The 18,049-nt window shown below is 58.8% G+C and carries 16 protein-coding genes; 5 read left to right on the top strand and 11 right to left on the bottom strand.

Annotated elements, in window-relative coordinates; translation table 11 throughout:
- Nucleotides 1-12 precede the first annotated feature (12 nt).
- The 4 genes from J5278_RS18955 (at nt 13) to J5278_RS18940 (ending at nt 5,130) form a co-directional block, all read left to right on the top strand.
- Nucleotides 13-1,077 carry an ABC transporter ATP-binding protein gene (locus tag J5278_RS18955; RefSeq protein ID WP_209186727.1) on the top strand — a complete coding sequence of 355 codons (1,065 nt, stop codon included), beginning with the start codon at nt 13-15 and terminating at the stop codon, nt 1,075-1,077.
- 185 nt (nt 1,078-1,262) lie between these two features.
- A complete protein-coding gene (locus tag J5278_RS18950; RefSeq protein WP_209186726.1) occupies nt 1,263-2,672 on the top strand; it encodes a glycerate kinase in 1,410 nt (469 codons plus the stop codon).
- 1 nt (nt 2,673) lies between these two features.
- The gene (locus tag J5278_RS18945; protein ID WP_209186725.1) at nt 2,674-3,987 is read left to right on the top strand and encodes an enolase; all 1,314 of its coding nucleotides are present in this window, start codon (nt 2,674-2,676) and stop codon (nt 3,985-3,987) included.
- 21 nt (nt 3,988-4,008) lie between these two features.
- Nucleotides 4,009-5,130, top strand: a complete 1,122-nt coding sequence (locus J5278_RS18940) for a tyramine oxidase subunit B (RefSeq protein WP_209186724.1) — start codon at nt 4,009-4,011, stop codon at nt 5,128-5,130.
- A gap of 337 nt (nt 5,131-5,467) precedes the next feature.
- Here the strand turns inward: J5278_RS18940 and J5278_RS18935 are convergent, their stop codons facing one another.
- The 5 genes from J5278_RS18935 to J5278_RS18915 all read right to left on the bottom strand — a co-directional run bounded on the left by J5278_RS18935 (nt 5,468) and on the right by J5278_RS18915 (nt 9,879).
- Nucleotides 5,468-6,841 carry a DHA2 family efflux MFS transporter permease subunit gene (locus J5278_RS18935; protein WP_209186723.1) on the bottom strand — a complete coding sequence of 458 codons (1,374 nt, stop codon included), beginning with the start codon at nt 6,839-6,841 and terminating at the stop codon, nt 5,468-5,470.
- A 39-nt stretch (nt 6,842-6,880) separates the two neighbouring features.
- A complete protein-coding gene (locus tag J5278_RS18930; protein WP_209186722.1) occupies nt 6,881-8,560 on the bottom strand; it encodes a thiamine pyrophosphate-binding protein in 1,680 nt (559 codons plus the stop codon).
- Nucleotides 8,561-8,687: 127 nt separating this feature from the next.
- Nucleotides 8,688-8,825 (bottom strand): hypothetical protein, encoded by a 138-nt coding sequence (locus J5278_RS18925; protein ID WP_209186721.1) that lies wholly within the window; start codon nt 8,823-8,825, stop codon nt 8,688-8,690.
- A 9-nt stretch (nt 8,826-8,834) separates the two neighbouring features.
- Entirely contained in the window at nt 8,835-9,689 is an 855-nt protein-coding gene (locus J5278_RS18920; protein WP_209186720.1) for a tripartite tricarboxylate transporter substrate binding protein, read from the bottom strand.
- 22 nt (nt 9,690-9,711) lie between these two features.
- Nucleotides 9,712-9,879 carry a hypothetical protein gene (locus tag J5278_RS18915; RefSeq protein WP_209186719.1) on the bottom strand — a complete coding sequence of 56 codons (168 nt, stop codon included), beginning with the start codon at nt 9,877-9,879 and terminating at the stop codon, nt 9,712-9,714.
- Between the two features lie 92 nt (nt 9,880-9,971).
- Here J5278_RS18915 and J5278_RS18910 point away from each other — a divergent pair, with 92 nt between their 5' ends.
- On the top strand, nt 9,972-11,051 hold the full coding sequence (locus J5278_RS18910; RefSeq protein ID WP_111223089.1) for an IS630 family transposase: 1,080 nt from the start codon (nt 9,972-9,974) through the stop codon (nt 11,049-11,051).
- Here the strand turns inward: J5278_RS18910 and J5278_RS18905 are convergent.
- The 6 genes from J5278_RS18905 to acnA are packed head-to-tail and all read right to left on the bottom strand — an operon-like array spanning nt 11,034 to nt 18,039.
- Nucleotides 11,034-12,380 (bottom strand): tripartite tricarboxylate transporter permease, encoded by a 1,347-nt coding sequence (locus tag J5278_RS18905; protein WP_209185911.1) that lies wholly within the window; start codon nt 12,378-12,380, stop codon nt 11,034-11,036. The genes J5278_RS18910 and J5278_RS18905 overlap by 18 nt on opposite strands.
- Nucleotides 12,380-12,916, bottom strand: a complete 537-nt coding sequence (locus tag J5278_RS18900; RefSeq protein ID WP_209185912.1) for a tripartite tricarboxylate transporter TctB family protein — start codon at nt 12,914-12,916, stop codon at nt 12,380-12,382. The genes J5278_RS18905 and J5278_RS18900 overlap by 1 nt, the downstream gene beginning before the upstream one ends.
- Nucleotides 12,901-13,800, bottom strand: a complete 900-nt coding sequence (locus J5278_RS18895) for an ornithine cyclodeaminase family protein (RefSeq protein WP_209185913.1) — start codon at nt 13,798-13,800, stop codon at nt 12,901-12,903. Before J5278_RS18895 ends, J5278_RS18900 begins: the two co-directional genes overlap by 16 nt.
- Entirely contained in the window at nt 13,797-14,000 is a 204-nt protein-coding gene (locus tag J5278_RS18890; protein WP_209185914.1) for a hypothetical protein, read from the bottom strand. The genes J5278_RS18895 and J5278_RS18890 overlap by 4 nt, the downstream gene beginning before the upstream one ends.
- Entirely contained in the window at nt 13,994-15,400 is a 1,407-nt protein-coding gene (locus J5278_RS18885) for an MmgE/PrpD family protein (protein WP_209185915.1), read from the bottom strand. Before J5278_RS18885 ends, J5278_RS18890 begins: the two co-directional genes overlap by 7 nt.
- Nucleotides 15,397-18,039 (bottom strand): aconitate hydratase AcnA, encoded by a 2,643-nt coding sequence (gene acnA / locus J5278_RS18880; RefSeq protein WP_209185916.1) that lies wholly within the window; start codon nt 18,037-18,039, stop codon nt 15,397-15,399. The genes J5278_RS18885 and acnA overlap by 4 nt, the downstream gene beginning before the upstream one ends.
- Nucleotides 18,040-18,049: the final 10 nt, after the last annotated feature.

The following is an 18,049-nucleotide window of genomic DNA, read 5'->3' as shown; positions in this document are numbered from 1 at the left end:
AAGAATTAGAACATGTCATCCATCACCATCGACGCCGTCCGTAAATCGTACGGCCACCACACTGTCCTTCACGAAATCAACCTTTCCATCGAGAATGGCGAGTTCATCGTGCTTGTCGGTCCTTCCGGCTGTGGCAAATCCACCTTGCTGCGGATGATCGCCGGGCTGGAGGATGTCTCCGATGGAGAGATCAAGATCGGCGGCACGCGCGTCAATGATCTTGCACCCAAGAGCCGCAACATAGCCATGGTTTTCCAGTCCTATGCGCTTTATCCGCATATGTCGGTCGCCGACAACATGAGCTACAGCCTGAAGCTGCGCAAGCGCCCGAAGGACGCGATCGCCCAGGCTGTCGCCGGCGCGGCCGAAGTCCTTGGCCTGACGGCACTTCTGGATCGTCGGCCCAAGGCACTGTCAGGCGGCCAAAGACAGCGCGTCGCCATGGGAAGAGCGATCGTCCGTGATCCGGCGGCCTTTCTGTTCGACGAGCCGCTTTCGAACCTTGACGCCCGCCTGCGCGAACAGATGCGGTCGGAAATCAAGCGCCTTCACAAGGAGTTGAAGGCAACGTCCGTCTACGTCACCCACGACCAGATCGAGGCAATGACGCTGGCCGATCGCATCGTGGCGATGAACGAGGGCAGGGTGCAGCAGGTCGGCAGCCCTCTCGATCTTTACCGGCGGCCCGCCAACCTGTTCGTCGCCAGCTTCATCGGATCGCCAGGCATGAATTTCATGGACGCGACCTACTCGTTGAATGACGGCGGTTGCGTCGTCCTCAAGGACGGAACGGCGCTGCCAATTCAAAAGCCATTGCCGCTTCCGGCCGGCTCGAAACTCACGGTCGGCATCCGGCCTGAAAGCGTTATCCTCGACCCTGAGGCCAGCCTCGAGGTGGATGTTGATCTTGTCGAACCGACCGGCCTCGGTTTCATCCTTCACCTGAAGCTCCACGATGTGCCGTTCAAAATCTTCACTCAGAACGAGATGGTCCTGGCAGCACCATCCAAGCTGCGCGTCAAACTGCCCGCAGCGCATCTTCATTTCTTCGGAGCGGATGGTCAGCGTATCGACTAGCCACGGTCCATCTCGAGATAGCGACAGCGGATTGTGAGCCGAACACGGCGAACGCCTCTATCTCAACCTCGAACGAGCACTCTGCAAGCAAACCCATACGGTCTGAAATTGGCGACAATCGACATTGGCCAATTTCTATAGAATGGGTGGGCTCAGGCACCTCAACCAGACAAAGCGGATTCGTCATGAAAAAAATCAGGAACTCTGAGGAGGTATGTTCGCGAGGTGACGTCGCCTCAAGGCGGATCGTCCTCGAGATCGCCGACCGAACACTGGATCGGCTCGACAGCTACAAGCGCATGCGGGCGATCATGCGCATGGAGGGCAGTGTCCTCCACATCGGCGCCGCCTCGTGGGACCTTTCTAAAAAGCGGAACGTCTATCTATTCGGTGCCGGCAAGGCTTGCAATCACATGGCCATGGCCGTCGATCATGTACTCGGCGACCACCTGACCAAGGGAATCGCGATCGTCAAGGTCGCGGAAGAGGCAGACCGCTTTCATCGCACCGAAGTTTTTATCGGCGGCCACCCGCTGCCCAACGAAGAGGGTCACCGGGCATCGCGCAAGATCATCGAGATCATTGATCAGGCCGGGCCTGACGACCTCTTCCTCTGCGTCATCAGTGGCGGAAGCTCCGCATTGATGTCCTGCCCGATCGATGGCATTTCGCTGCAGGACGAGATCGATGCCACCGATGTTCTTCTGAAATCGGGCGCCGGAATCTATGAGATCAATGCTGTTCGCCGTCACATATCAGCGCTGAACGGCGGCATGCTTGCCAAGCGCATCCAGGACGTCGGCGCCGAACTTATTGGCTTCGGTATCAGCGATGCGGTCGGCAATCCGGCGACGGCCGACATATCTGTCCCCTACGCCGCCTACAAGAGCACGCCGATCGGACCGGATGCGACGACGCTGGACGATGCCCGCGCCACCATCAACAACCGCAATCTGGCCGATCGCCTGCCGAAAACGATCGTCAATCATCTGATGAATGCCGGGCCGGAAGCAGAGACGCCCAAGGCGTTTCCGGACAACACCTATTTCCTGCTGAACACGCTCCCCGATTCCTGCATCTACGCCAAGGAAATCTGCGACGAGATGGGCATTCCGGCGATGATCGTCTCGTCCTTCCTCGAAGGCGAGGCACGCGATGCCGGAACCTTCTTTGCCGCGATGGCGCGCGAAATCCAAACCTATGGCAATCCGATCAAGGCGCCATGCGTGTTGCTGAGTTCAGGCGAGGTGACGACGCTGATCGAAGACAGCTCGCTGATCCGAGGCCATGGTGGCCCCGGCCAGGAGATGGCCGTCAGCTTCGCCATCACCGCGGCAAAGACGCAGGGCGCCTGCCTCCTGTCCATCGACAGCGAGGGCACGGATGGCACGACGAAGGTGGCCGGCGGGATTGCTGATTCGACCACAATGGGCGCCGCGGCGGCCAAAGGCATCAACCTCTTCCACAGTCTTCGCGAGCACAGCTGCTTCGAAGCGCTGCAGCCGGTCTCGTCGGCCGTCTTCACCGGCAATACCGGCACCAATTTGTGCGATCTCACGATCATGTACGTTCCGGAAGCAAAGGGTCAGAACTAAAATGGAAGACAAGATCGTTTCCCTTCACGCCCAACAGATCATCGACTGCAAATGCCGTCCGGCCATCGAAATCGAGGTCCGGACGGAAAGTGGGTCCATAGGGCTCGGCGCCGCGCCGACAGGCACTTCCGTCGGCATGCACGAGGCATTCGTGCTACGCGACGGCGACCCGACCTCCTATAAGGGACTGGGCGTTCACAACGCGGTCGAGAAGGCGCTGGAGATTATTCGTCCCGCCCTGATCGGCATGAACGTCTTCCACCAGCGCGCGATTGACGAGACTATGATTTCGCTGGACGGCACGCCGGACAAGCACAATCTCGGCGGCAATACGATCTACTCCGCATCGATCGCCGTGTTCCGGGCGGCGGCGGCGTCGCGCGGCATGCCTCTTTACCGGCATATTGCCGGTGGCGACCTCAAGACCGTACCTGTGCCTTGCTTCAACGTCATCAACGGCGGCCGCTATGAGAACATGGTGCAGCCGTTCAACGAATTTATGATCGTGCCATACGGCACTGACAGCATCGACACGTCGATCGAGATGGCGGTGGCGATCTTCCACAAGCTCGCCGATATTCTCACGGACTATCTTGGCCACATGCCTCAGGTGGCAAGCTCCTATGGCTACGCCGCGCCCTCCGACGATCCAGCGATCGTCCTTTCGCTAATGAAGAAGGCCATCGATGCCTGCGGTTATGCCGGTCGCGTCGCGTTTGCTCTCGATTGCGCCTCCAGCGAAATGTACGACAAGAATAGCGACACCTACCTGCTCAAGGGCGAACGTGTTTCGGCCGATGCGTTGATCGCCTACGTCAAGGGCCTGACAGAAACCTTCGATTTCGTCTTCATCGAGGACCTTCTCGATGAAAACGATTGGGACGGCTATAGTCGTGCCGTCAAGGCGCTGCCGCGCACGCTGGTCCTCGGCGACGACCTGACTGTGACAAGCCTGCCGCTGCTACGCCGTGCCCATCAGACGCGCGCCGTCGAGGGATTTATCCTCAAGCCGAACCAAGTCGGTACCATCACGGAAGCCATGGATGCTTACCGCTTCGCTACAGATCACGGGATGATTGCCGTGCCGTCGGGCCGCTCGGGCGGTGTCGTTGACGACGTGGTCATGGACTTTTCCGTTGGCCTGCAGGTGCCGTTCCAGAAGAACGGCGCGCCGCGCTCTGGCGAACGCATCGAAAAGCTCAACTTCCTGATGCGCGCCAATGCCCGCAGTCCCGGCTGCCGGCTCTTCGACATCTCACCGCTTCTCCGCTTTGCAAAAGCGTCAAGTTCAAACCTTCAGACAGCAAGCGCTTAACTCCGAGTTCAAGGCAATAACATGTATCCCAGAATTGATTTTCTCTATCTTTCCGAACCTGACATGATCGAAGCTGGCGTTCTCAACGCGGCAGAATGCGTTCGCGTCTGCGAAGAGACCTTCAGCCTGCTGGGTGAAGGCGACTACCTCATGGGTGGTGCCAATCACAACAGTCACGGCCTGAATATCATGTTTCCGAAGCAGACACGTTTCCCAAACATGCCGGTAGCCGGCCCCGACCGCCGCTTCGCTGCCATGCCAGGCTATCTCGGTGGACGCTTCGATGTCTGCGGTAACAAATGGTACGGCTCCAACCATGCGAATGCCGGCAAGGGATTGCCGCGCTCGATTCTGACGATGATGCTCAATGACAAGGAAACGGGCGCACCGCTCGCGCTGATGTCGGCAAACCTTCTAAGCGCGGCCAGGACCGGCGGCGTGCCGGGCGTCGCCGCAAAGCATCTAGCAAATCCGAATTCTAAGGTCGCTTCGGTTGTCGGCTGTGGCCCTATCAACAAGGCCTGCTTCGTTGCAATGATGACTCAGATGAAGTCGATCGAGAAGGTTATCTGTTTCGACCTCTTCCTCGAAAGGGCCAACGAGTTTGCCAGCTGGGTAAGTCAGCAATATGGGATACCAGCCATCGGAGTTGACAATGCGGAGGCCGGTTTCCGCGACGCGGATGTCATTACGGTCGCGGCCTCTCGCCTCAAACCGCTATTCTTTGAAGACAGGTGGATCAAGAAGGGAGCAACAATCCTCGTTTCTGGCCCAGTCAACACTGACGAATCTTTCCTGACCAGTTGCAAGATTGTATACGATCATACCCCTCTCCATGAGGCCTACGTCGAAGACGCGATCGGATCAGGCGACAAGGAGGCCTACTATAGCGGGGTCATCGGCGGCCCATTCTATCGCCTAATAGACGCCGCTAAGCTGCCACAGCTACATGAGTCCACAGGAATGGGTGATGTCGTAAACGGCCAAAAGTCCGGTCGCGAAGCGGCGGACGATCGCATTATTTTCATCGCCTGCGGCATGGCTGTATTCGATATTAGCTGGGGGTACGAGCTTTACGAAAATGCGATGAGGAGAGACATTGGCCAGTCGCTGAATCTTTGGGAACAACCAAAACAAGGCTGAGCCCTTGACGCGCTTAAAGTCTTAATAGTTACGATAGGTCGTCGCCACGCCTATTCATCCACTCATGCTTCTGTTGCCGGTGGCGGCAGAAGCATGAGTTGCCATGCACCTGCTTGATTTTGTCTGGTCTGCTACAATCTTGGCACCAGAAGTTGCAATCCCCTCAAGTCGCACACTAATCGGGTCGCCATCACATTTCTTGGGTGAGGTGCCGCAGGTTCGAATCCAATCAAGCGCAAGTGAGTTGGATGCCCGAGCGTATCCGGATACATTGGCGAATGCGTGATTGATGCAGCGTATTTCCGAGCAAAGTTATTGAACACCAGTCTTTCCGCCGTCAACTAGCTCGCCCGGCGAGAAGGTCACCTGCTCTTCTCGGTATCATAGAGAACGAGAAAAACGATAGGGCTGAGAAAACAGCAACGATAACGAAAGATTTTGAGAACGCTGAACCAGTCAGACCGCCTGACTGGTCGGAGAAAATGCTGAGCATTGCTGCGGCGCCTGCCACGCCCATGCTTTGAGCCAACCGCTGTGCCATCTGTGATAATGTTGTGGCGTGACTCATCTCGGACGATTCGACATCTGCAAAAGCCAGGGTGTTGATGCTTGAGAACTGCAATGCCCGGAACACGCCCCCGAGCAGAATGACGAGCATCATCAACGCTAGTGCGGTCATTGGCGTGAAAAGAGCACAAAGACCTATGGAGGCGCTGGCAATGATTGCATTCCAGCACAGAACTCTGCGAAAGCCGAAACGGTGCAAGATGCGCTTCGTGATTGTTCGCATGCCAAAGGCGCCTATGGCCGATACGAACGTGACAACGCCCGATTGCAGCGGGCTGTAACCAAATACCTCCTGCATCATGAGAGGTAACATGAAAGGTATTGCCCCAAAGCCCATACGGAACAGCGAGCCTCCCAACAGGCTAGATCGGAACGTTGGATAGCGAAACAGCGTCAGATCGAGGATGGGATCCCTTCGGTTTCGGGCATAAAGCATGTATGCGACGAGCAACAGCATGCCTACGGCTGCAAGCAGAAGCGAGGCGAAACCCCTACCGTCAGAGAAAAGATCAAAGCCGAGGATGACGGCCCCGATGCCGCAGCCTGAAAGGACAAATCCGATAAAATCGAATGGCTTCCGATCGCCAAGTGGAATGGTTTCGATAAACAGCCACGTTAGCAGTATCCCGAGAATGCCAAAGGGAAGATTGATCCAGAATATCCAGCGCCAGGAACTGATACTGACGATAAATCCCCCGATGAGTGGACCGATGGTCGGCCCTATGACAGCAGGCATGCTCATCAACAGCATGGCAGAAACCAATTCGGTGCGCGGCACTGATCTCACGATGATGAGGCGAGCTGTTGGCAGCATGAGCGCGCCACCGAAACCTTGAATCAGCCGCGCGATTACCAATGTCGTCAGGCTGCTCGTTGCCGCGCACAGCAACGAAGCGAGCGTGAAGATACCGATGGCGGCAATGAACAGCTGTCTGGCGCCAAAGCGATCCGCGAGCCAGCCACTGATCGGCAGAAAGATGCCGAGCGCCAGCAGATAAACGGTAATCGTCGAGTGAAGACTGAGCGCGGAAACATTCAGAGCTTTGGCCATCGACGGCAATGCGGTGGTGATTGCCGTCGAATCGACCTGTTGCATAATGATGGCACACGCCACGATCAGCGGCACAAATTTTCGTGTTTCCAATGTCTTATTTCCCGCCGGATGATTTAATCGCCATCTGCATCATGTTCCGAGCGCGGCATTCCGTATTTGCGTCAGGGAACGATTGGCCGTCAATGCATCGGGATCGACCTTGACGTGAATGAGCGCAACCCGCCCGGCCGCCTCGGCCCGCTGGAAAGCAGCGGTGAAATCCTCGGTCCGCTCGACATATTCCGCGTGCGCGCCGTAAGCCCTAGCAAGCAGCACGAAGTCGGGGTTGACGAGATCCGTCGCCATCGGCCGCGAGGGAAATCGGCTCTCCTGATGCATGCGGATCGTTCCAAGCATGCCGTTGTCCACCACAACGAAGATGGGCGCGATCTTGTACTGAATGGCGGTCGCCAGTTCCTGACCGGTCATCATGAAATCACCGTCGCCGGCGATGCAGACGACCTGGCGGTCGGCGAAGCGCAGCTTGGCTGCAACGGCAGCAGGAACGCCATATCCCATGGAGCCGCTTGTCGGCGCCAATTGCGTGCCGATACGCCGGTGGCGATGGAAGCGGTGAAGCCAGGCCGAAAAATTGCCGGCGCCGTTTGTCAGGATGGCGTCCTCTCCGAGGTAATCCCGCAGCCACAGGATTGCCTCGCCGAGATTGAACGCGCCCGGGACCGGCTTTGGAAGCTGCCACGCTTCGTACTGGCTTCGCGCCGCTGCAGTGCGCTCTGGCCAAGTGTTATGTTTCAGAAGCGGCAAGGCTGAAAGCATCGACGAAAAGCCTTGCGGCGTAGCGTTGATTGACAGATCGGGCGCGTACACCCGACCGAGTTCGTCGGCCGAGGCGTGAATGTGAATGAGTTTCTGACGGGGCGAGGGCACGTCGAGCATCGCATATCCGCTGGACGCAACTTCCCCCATTCGCGTTCCCAACAGGATGACAAGGTCTGCGTCATCAATAGTCTTGCGCAAGGCGGGGTTCACGCCGAGGCCGATCTCGCCGATATAGCAGGGGTGATCGTTGTCGAACTTATCCTGGCGCCGGAAAGCCGCGATGACAGGAAGCGCATTCCGTTCGGCGAACTCCTCAACGGCACGTTTGGCGGGTTCGCTCCACCGACTGCCGCCAATGACAATCACGGGCTTTTCCGCAGCGGAAATCATCCCGGAAAAATCCTGCATCTGGGCAACGGATGGTGATATCTCAAAGGGGCGTACGCGCTTGGTCGCCGGCTGGGGTGCTTCCGCAACTAGCATGTCTTCCGGCAACGCCAAGACGACCGGGCCGGGGCGGCCGGACGTCGCCACGGCAAAAGCGCGCCCAACGAATTCATGAACTCTGTCTGCGTGGTCGATCTGCGCCACCCATTTGGCCATCTGGCCAAACATCCGCCGGTAGTCGATCTCCTGAAAGCCTTCGCGCTCCATGACGTCATTGCCGACCTGACCGATGAACAGAATAAGCGGCGTGGAATCCTGAAAGGCCACGTGGACGCCTGCACTGGCATTGGTCGCTCCCGGCCCGCGCGTTACCATGCAAATCCCGGGCCGGCCGGTCAGTTTTCCATCCGCCTCGGCCATCATTGCAGCACCGCCTTCATGCCGGCAGGTGATGGTCTGGATGACATCCTGCACATCCGCCAAACCGTCCAGCACGCCAAGATAGCTTTCACCGGGCACACAGAAAACCCTGTCAACACCTTGCGTTACCAGTGCGTTCACCAGCAGTCGCGCTCCGGTCATCGTGTTCTGGCGCAGTTCCATGGAATTCAGCTCCTTGGGAATTGGAAAGTGGCGGCCATTGGAGCGGCCAATCAGACAGTGATGCGGGGCATCCCTCGTCAGGAACGCCCCGCCGTGAGCCAGTCCGTCAAGACAAGGCCGGCCAACCTTACGGTTGAATCAAGTCTTTGTACTGTTTGAGAATATCAAAGCTTGCATGCATCAATTTCGTTGTCTCTTCTTCACCGACCCAATCGTCGCCCATCTTGTTGTCGATCAGGAATTTCTTGAAACCCTCGTCCGCCATGGTCGCCTTCTACGCGGTGATGAATTTGTCGTAATCGGCCGAATGCTTCGTCTTGAAGGCCGCCGGAAAAACAAACGTTCGCACCGAACCGGGGATGATCGGCACAGAGGTATTGTATTCCTTCAGAACTTCGTTGATCGGCGGCGCATCGAAGTCGGGCCGGCGATGATCGAGAAACACTGCCAAGGGTCGGATAAACTCTCGGATAAAGTCGGCACCCTCAGCCTGGCCGATGTTGAAGTCGACTTGTCCACCTGCGAGTGCCGTTCGCATTGCACCTGCGCCGTCAAATGTGACGATGCGGACCGCATCTGGTTTCAATCCAAGTGAACTCAGTAGCGCCATGGTCGTGATGTGACCAACGGAGCCGAAATCGACCCCGGTGCTGATGGTGCCAGGGTTTGCGCGAATGGCGTCGATGAGTTCCTTCGCGGTCTTCCACGGCTTGTCTTTTGGAACAAGCAGGATCGTGTCGTCCGACCATTGCGCGTTGACGAAGGTAAAGGAGTCGAGCGTAAACGGTGCTTTCGTCACAAGGATATTGACCGGAATGAACGGTGTTGCTGGCGTCAGCATGACGTTGTAGCCATCAGCGGGCTGCTGCAAAAACCAAGTTGTGCCGATCATGCCTCCGGCGCCGGCGCGGTCTACGACTGTCATCGGCTGACCAAGGTATTTTGGCATATATTGCGCAAAGCCACGCGCCATGCGATCAACGCTACCGCCGGCGTCGAATGGCACCAGAATCGAAATAGGACGGCGCGGCCACGGAGCGGCAGCGGAAGCGGAAGCGTTGCGCATCATGTAGGGCGTTGCCAAGGCGGTCGCACTAATGCCTAAAAAAGTTCTGCGATTAATAATCATAAAGTCCTCCTCCCGTTGGTTCTTATGAAGTCGTCTTGCTATTGACCTTCGTGTGTCGTGATCTTGAGATGGCAGCGCGGACTGCGGGCCAGACCAGCAGCGCGACCAGCAAGGCCAGCATGACGAGCGCGATGGGCCGGGTCAGAAAGAACCCGGCATCGCCGCCACTCATCTGATAGCTTCTCAACATGGCGCCTTCCGTCAGCCGTCCTAGTGGTTACCGCCTGACATAAGAGTCCTGTATGGGATTCCATTTGCTGGGTTGGCATGCGAGTCTGGCGCATGCGCACAGGAATATCGTTCACCGTTTCGCCAACAGATCACCAACGCCTGATGGCCTTGACCAGGGATCGCAATGCGCCCCAAAAGCACGTCTGGCGGGCCGAGATCATCCTGCTGAGTGCCGATGGCGTCGGGACTGTCGAGATTATGCGCCAGACCGGCAAATCGAAGACCTGCGTATGGCGCTGGCAAGAGCGCTTCGCCACAGAAGGCGTCGAGGGTCTCCTGCGCGACAAGACGCGGCCGTCGCGTATTGTGCGGCTCGGACCCGATGTCGCCGAGCGTGTGGTGGCCCTGACGCTGGCTGATCCGCCGGGCGAGACGACGCACTGGACGGCCGACATGATGGCGACGGCCGCCGGCATCAGCGCCAGCGCAGTCAGGCGTATCTGGAAAGCGCATGGCCTCGCACCTCATCGGTGGCGGCAGTTCAAATTGTCCAACGACCCGAAATTCGTCGACAAGCTGCGAGACGTTGTCGGCCTCTATGTTGATCCGCCAGCCCACGCCGTCGTGTTGTCGGTCGATGAGAAAAGCCAAATCCAGGCGCTCGACCGCACCCAGCCGGGCCTGCCGATGAAGAAGGGTCGGCTCGGCACCATGACCCACGACTACAAGCGGCACGGCACAACCACGCTGTTTGCCGCCCTCAACGTGCTCGACGGCACCGTCATCGGTCGCAACATGCAGCGTCATCGTCATCAGGAGTTCATCCGCTTCCTCAACGCCATTAACGCCCAGGTGCCGGACGACAAGGCCGTCCACGTCATCCTCGACAACTATGCTGCCCACAAGCATCCCAAGGTGAGAGCCTGGCTCGACCGTCACGAGCGTTTCACCTTCCACTTCACTCCGACTTCAAGCTCATGGCTCAACGCGGTGGAGGGTTTCTTCGCCAGGCTGTCGAAGCGGCGTCTGAAACGCGGCGTTTTCCATTCCGTCGTCGATCTCCAGGCCGCCATCAACCGTTTCCTCGTTGAGCACAACAAAAAGCCAAAGCCCTTCACTTGGACCGCCGATCCCGACAAAATCATCGCCGCCGTTAAACGCGGGCACCAAGCGTTAGATTCCATCCACTAGCAGCAGTCCCACGACGGCGGCCGCAACTGGATAGTCGAACCGCTGCATCAGCCAACCAATGATCGCGAATATCGCCAGTGTGATGGGCCCTGCCATGTTTTGCGCGAGGGCGAAGCTCCCTATCACCGCAAGTGCCAGAACAATCGGCACCAATGCGCGCAGTCGGACCTTGACGATGAAACCAGCGACGAAAATGAAGCAGAAACCAAGGATGCCGAGAATGAAGACCTGCGCCAGGCTTGAGAGAATAACAGCGTAGACGATGTCTTTGTGGTCACGCATGAAAGCGGGGCCATCGGTAATGTCATGCATGCCAAAAGCCACCAGCATCACCGCTGTGGCACCGCCGGTCGGGATGCCGAGGGCCAACAGCGTTGCCATCGAACCTCCTTCCGAACTGGCATTGGCGGACTCGGCTGCAATGATGCCGCGCGGATCGCCAGTGCCGAAGCTTTCCGGATCCTTGGCGGCGCGACGCGCCTCGGAATAGGACAGGAGGTTGGCGATCGCGTGGCCGCCCGGCAATATGCCGATGCCCGTACCCAGCAACGCGCCCCGAAGAACGGTGCCGGGATGCCGAAAGGTTTCCGCTACGCCGGCGAGGATCCGCCGCGCGTTCACACCGCGCCGCGTGGTGTCCGTGATGATGTAGTCGCGTCCGACAAGATTGAAGAGCTCGGCTGCCGCAAACAGGCCGACGATTGCGGGTACGAGGGGAACGCCGTCCAGCATTTCCGCAATACCGAACGTGCCGCGTGCAGCACCTTGGGCGCTCATGCCCACGGTGCCGAGCAGCAATCCGAAAATGCCGGCAAACAGGCCACGGGCAAGATGCCTGCCGCGCAGGCGGGCAATTAGTGTCAGCCCCCAAATGGAGACCACCAGCATTTCAGGAGGGCCGAGTTTGATCGAAAAATTGGCGATCGGTTCGGCAAGGACGAGCAGGATCAGATAAGCGAGCAATTGACCACGGCAGGACGAGCATAGCGCCAGCCCAAGCGCTTCGTTGTGCTTGCCGGCCTGTGCCATCGGAAAGCCGTCGAACGTCGTACCAACCGCCGCGGCGGAACCCGGAACGTTGAGGAGCACCGCTGGAATGGCCACACCGAACAATGCGCCGCCATACATGGCCGTCATGAAGATCAGCGCCTGCAAGAAATCCATGTACGGAATGAGCGGCAGGCAGATGGCCAGCGCCATAGAGGTGGTCAGGCCCGGAACGGCATGGATGGCCAAGCCGATGAGAATGCCGGGAACCACAACAAGCCAAGGTTCCCATGAGCCACCGAGGAGATGGAACGCCGACATGAGCGCGTTGAAATCGATCATCAGTTGTCTCCTCCAAAGAAGAAGAGTGGCAGAGGTGTGTAGAGGATCTGGCTGAAGCAGTAGATGGCAATAGCGCAGAAGATGACCGGAATGAGGATCAGCGGAAGCGGGCGCCGCTCACCCAGGAAAATCAGCATGCCGCCGACATAAAGAAGACAGGCAACGTCGAACCCGACAGTAGGGCTGACGATGACGAAGCCGAACAGCATCGCCATCGTTCCGGCAATCTTCAGTCCCTTGCCCCTTTCCAGCGGACTGCGCTCGCAAAGGACCTCAGGCTGCCGCAAGTTGAGGCTGTGAAAACAGCCAACCGCCACAAACACATAGAGGATGATGCCGCCGACCGTGGACGGCACGATCATGATCAGGTTTGCAACGGTTTTTTGCGCGCTCCATGCATCGAATGCGTACCAGCCACACCAGGCGGCGATTGCGGTTGCGAAAGCGAGATGCGCTATATCGACGGCAACACGGCGCAGGCCAATCGTTATAACAGGCAGGGACGTGGCCGTGGCGGGGTCTAGTTCTTTATGCATTGCACAAACCATTCTGTCGGCAATTCGCGTCCAAGGCCACGGGCCTTGGCTTCGCGATAGGCGAGCGCACCGCAGGCTGCAAACTGGATGCCCCAGTTGCCAACCGGTCGGTATTGGGTGATCTGGTCAGGACTCGTCCGTCCATCTGCCCGACCTGAAATTACATCAGCATAAAATGGCCAGGTTCGGTGGGATCGCTGCTTTGGCATAACCGGCGGCAGGCGGCGCTGCTCTTCCGGACTGCCGCCAACAAAGGCGCTTCGGCTGTGGCCCAGATCTCGACGGAAGGCTCCGCTCTCCGGCATATCAAAGGCTTCCTCGCCCTGGCGGACTACGAGATCGATACGGGCCTCGCAGGCCGGGGCGAGATCGATTGGACCAATCCCGACGACATGCATGCCGGGTTCCAACCATTCGGCTTCGATGACCGGTGACATGCTGTCGGTCGCCGCGGCCAGGATGTCTGCGCCTTGTGCCGCTTCTTGCGCGCTATCGACAACATCTATTCGTACGCCGAGCTTTTCACCCATTCGCGCCGCAAATGCCTGGCGGTTTGCCTCGGTGCGGCTGTAGAGACGGACGGTGTCGATCGGTCGGATGGCGAGCATGGCTTCCAGCAAAGTCTCGGCCATTCCGCCTGATCCGATCAGGCCAAGACGATGGGAGTCCGGCCGAGAAAGCAATTTCGCGCCAAGGCCGGCAGCAGCACCCACGCGCACATGCTGAAGGTGGCCATCGCTTATGATTGCCAGCGGCTCTCCGTCTGCCGTGCTGAACAGCAGCACGAGCCCACAGTAAGTGCCGGGCTGCATGCAATATTTCTTTTCCGACCAGCTACCATCCGGGCGGCGCGGCCAGCTCATCACGTCGGATTTCAGTCTCACGGCATGACACCTTCCGCAGCGCCCTCCACTGATCCGAAACGGTAGTAAGAATCGTCGTCAGCTGCCGGCATGAAGGTGTCGAGCCGCGGACGCGAAACCGAGGCCCCGGTCAGAATGCCCGCAAAAGCGCGTTCCTGGATGTCGATGCAGTCCCTGGTGGTCAGCACCTTGGCGACGACTTCATTGTCGATCATCAGCATGCGACGCGACCTCCCGTACTCGCAAGGTCCAGAAGCATCGACACTTCGGCAGCATCAAGCTCGGCAATGCGGTCGCAACCATCAACGAAACGCTCTACGCTTTGAGCGTCCAACCAGGTTGCGAGACAATCGCGGGCTTTGCCGTGATGTTCTTCCTCGGTGATCGGCGGCGCACCCCAGGAGCCGCGTGGTCTGTCGCACCGCGTCGCGATGATGCGGCCGTCTTCCAACTCCACCTCAAGATCGAGGTATCGGCCGTCGGTGTATATGCTTGGGATCTCTCGCGACAATGTCACCTGCATCTTGCCGAGCAATGCCTGCATGTCCGGTCTTCTCAACATGTCGTCGGTGAAGCTGGCAAGGCCGACATTGCCATCCAGCAAAGCGGCAGCTGCCGTATATTGGAGGCTGAATTTGCCATCCAGCCCAGAAGCGGGATTGGGCCGATCACTGGACGGCACGTCAGCTGCTCGAATCCGCACGGTCTTGATTGCCTCAATAGCCGGGACCTGCGGGCGTGCCATCAACGCAGCTGTGATCGCATAATGCGTCGAGAATTTTGCCGGAAAGATCTTGATCGCATAGCCGGGATCGACCACGCGGAACGGCTTTCCAAAATCAAGAAGTTGCTCCGCATTGAACCCGTTCGGGAAGAAGGCTTCCCCATAACTCTGCGGAGCAGGATCGAACAAGGTCTTGGTGCCGGTAAAGCCGCGGCGCGTCAGCAGGGCCGCTTCGAGCCCCATCGCTGCGGCATATGCAGTGTGACTGGACTTTGTCATCGTGCCGAGATTGGCGAATAGGCTACCGCAACGGGACCCAGCTATGCCGATCGCATTGGCATATTGCCCGGCGTCAAAGTCGAGCAGAAAACCGGACGCAACGGCAGCGCCGATCGGTCCGACAAAGCCCGGCGGATGGAATTTCAGCTCGTGCGACTGCAGCTTGCCGGCGGCCTGGCGCAAGCGGCCCTGGATTTCGATACCGAGGACGATGGCCTTCAGCATCTTGGCACCATCGCCACCCAGCGCCTGCCCAAGGGCGAGCGTCGGGGCTAGTGCCGGCGAAAGGGCGTGTGTCGCCGGCAGCCACATGGGCTCGAAGTCCAGCACATGCATCGACGCGCCGTTGACAAGCGCTGCCGGGACTGTGCCAAGCCGTGTATTGAGCCCAAACACGCTCGCGGTGCTGCCGCCGCCGTTGCCGGTCAACGAATCTTCGAAATGATCGAGGAGCAGGCGCGGCGCTTCCTCCAGGCGGGCACCAGCCACGGCAACCGAAATGCCATCGAGAAAAAGCTGCCGGGCAGCTCGCTGGACGTCTCCCGCAAGTGGAGCCGAAGCCGCAGTGACGATCTCGTCGCATATGCGGGAAGTCAGACTGGGACGCGTCGTGGTCATGCTGCTACCAACTGATTGAGAACATAGGGAAGGATACCGCCATGGCAAACCCATTCGGCTTCCCGTTTGGTGTCAACACGTGAAACAAGATGAATGGTCTCCGTTTCGCCACCTGGGCGATGGATCACTACCGGCACCCTGCCGCCCGGGATCAAGGCGACGGAGATATCGGGAACATCGAAGCTCTCGGCGCCGGTCAGTCTAAGCGTCTTGCGATTCATGCCGAGCGGAAATTGCAGCGGCAAGACACCCATTCCCACCAGGTTGGACCGATGGATTCGCTCGAAGCTCTCGGCAATGACCGCACGCACCCCAAGCAGGCGCGTGCCCTTCGCCGCCCAATCCCTGGAAGATCCGCAACCATAATTTCGGCCTGCAACGACGATGACCTGCCGGCCCTCGGCGGCATAGCGTTCAGACGCTTGAAACACGGTCATGATCTCGCCGTCGGGCTGATGGCGCGTAAAGCCACCCTCGCGCCCCCGCAGCATCTCATTCTTGAGCCTGAGATTGGCAAAGGTTCCGCGAACCATGACCTCATGGTTGGCACGACGGCTGATATAGGTGCCAAACCGCTCCGGCGCGACGGCATGTTCGGAAAGATAGACACCGGCATCCGTGTTGGCCGGAATGAGATTGCCGGGGGATATGTGATCCGTATTGATGTCGTCGCCGAGCAGCAGCAGGATGCGCGCATCCAGGATGGGCGCGTCCGTTTCACCGGGCAAATCCAGAAAGGGTGGCGCCCGCAAAAACATGCTTTCCGGATCCCACGGAAAGACGTTTTCCGTTCCGGACTGGATCCGCGACCATTCCGGACCTGGATCCGCAAAGACATCATAAGCATTTCGGAACAGGTCCTCGGTCAAAGACGCTGCAACGACACGCTGAATTTCGGAGTCCGAGGGCCAGATATCGGCAAGGTAGACCGGCATGCCGGATCGATCTTCTCCAAGCGGCATCGTCGTCAGATCGCCAAGCACCGAGCCCGACAACGCATAGGCGACGACAAGCGGCGGGGAGGCCAGAAACGTGCCGCGCACGGAAGCACTGAGACGCCCATCGAAATTGCGGTTGCTCGATATGACGCCGGCCATCACCAATTTGCTGTCGGCAATTTCGGCCGCCACATCGGCTGCCAGCGCGCCGGCGCTGCTGCCACAACTCATGCAGCCGAAGCCAACGACGTTGAATCCGAGTGCATCAAGAGACGACGAAAGGTCTGCTTTGTCGAGCATCGCCGGAACCACGCGCGAACCCGGCGAAAAGGACGTCTTGATCCACGGCTTGACTGCCAGGCCACGGGCGACCGCATTACGGGCAAGAAGACCGGCGGCAATGACCTGATGCGGATTTGCGGTGTTTGTGCAGGATGCAATCGACGCTATGGCGATATCACCATGCTGCAGCGGCCGCCGCGCGATGCTCGGGCTCGGAGGCGGTGTTTCTCCCGCGCCGAACTCGCTATAGGCGCTGCGAAAGCGATCCGGAACATCCCTAAGCGGAACGAGGCTTTCGGGTCGCGAGGGCCCGGCGAGGCAGGCCTCGACGCCAGAGATGTCGAATTCCAAAATGTCCTGAAACAGCGGTTCTTCCGAACGCCACAGGCCCTGGGCCTTGGTGTAGCGCTCGACCAGATCGATATGTTCGGCAGTCCTGCCGGTTTGCTTGAGATAGCGGAGGGTTTCGGCATCGACAGGAAAGAATCCCATCGTCGCCCCGTATTCTGCGGCCATATTGGCGATCGTCGCGCGGTCAGGCAGTGTCAGGTGCCCGACTGCCGGACCACAGAATTCGACGACTGCCGCGAGTACATTGGCGTTCCGCAGGAAGCGGGTCAGGGACAGAACGATATCGGTACACATCACCCCGGGGCGCGGCTCGCCAACCAAGCGACAACCGACCACCCTCGGCGTCTGCAAGCCGACCGGCTGGTTGAACATCGCCGTTGCTGCCTCGATGCCGCCGACGCCCCATCCGAAGACGCCCATGCCATTGACCATCGGCGTATGGCTGTCCATTCCCACCAAGCTGTCGGGAAAGGCAATCCGCCCATTTCCATGCGGCGCAAGCGACACCACCTGGGCGAAATATTCGATATTCACCTGATGGACGATGCCGTTGCCCGGCGGCACGACACGAAGGTTCTTGAATTGCGACATGGCCCAACGCACCACGCCATACCGCTCTTTATTGCGCTCAAGCTCATTGGCAAGGTTCTTGCCGAACGCGTCGGCCGATGCGGTGAAGTCTGCCCGCACGGAATGATCGATAACCATTTCCGTCGGCACCACCGGATCGACACGGCGAGGGTCGAGACCCCGGGCGACCATGGCATCCCGCATTGCGGCCAGATCGATCAGCAGCGGAACACCCGATGAGTCCGGCATCAGAACGCGCGCCGGATGGAAGGCAAGTTCTCGCGTCAGTGCGTCGTTTGCAGGCCAGCGCGCGAGCGTCGAAATGTCCTCACGGGAAACAGTGACATCATCTTCGTAACGAACCAGATTTTCCAGAAGTACCTTGAGCGATACCGGCATTCTGCGAAGATCGACATCAAGCGCTTCAGCAAGCGCATCGAGGCTGTGATACTGTATGTCCGCACTAAGATTACGGAGTGTCTCGAAGGAATTTCCCACGTCGCCGCTC

This window comes from Rhizobium sp. B21/90, assembly GCF_019355815.1.
Classification (GTDB): Bacteria; Pseudomonadota; Alphaproteobacteria; order Rhizobiales; family Rhizobiaceae; genus Rhizobium; species Rhizobium rhododendri.
The sequence above is the reverse complement of the archived record's forward strand: the minus strand, read 5'-3'. Positions and strand labels throughout refer to the sequence as shown.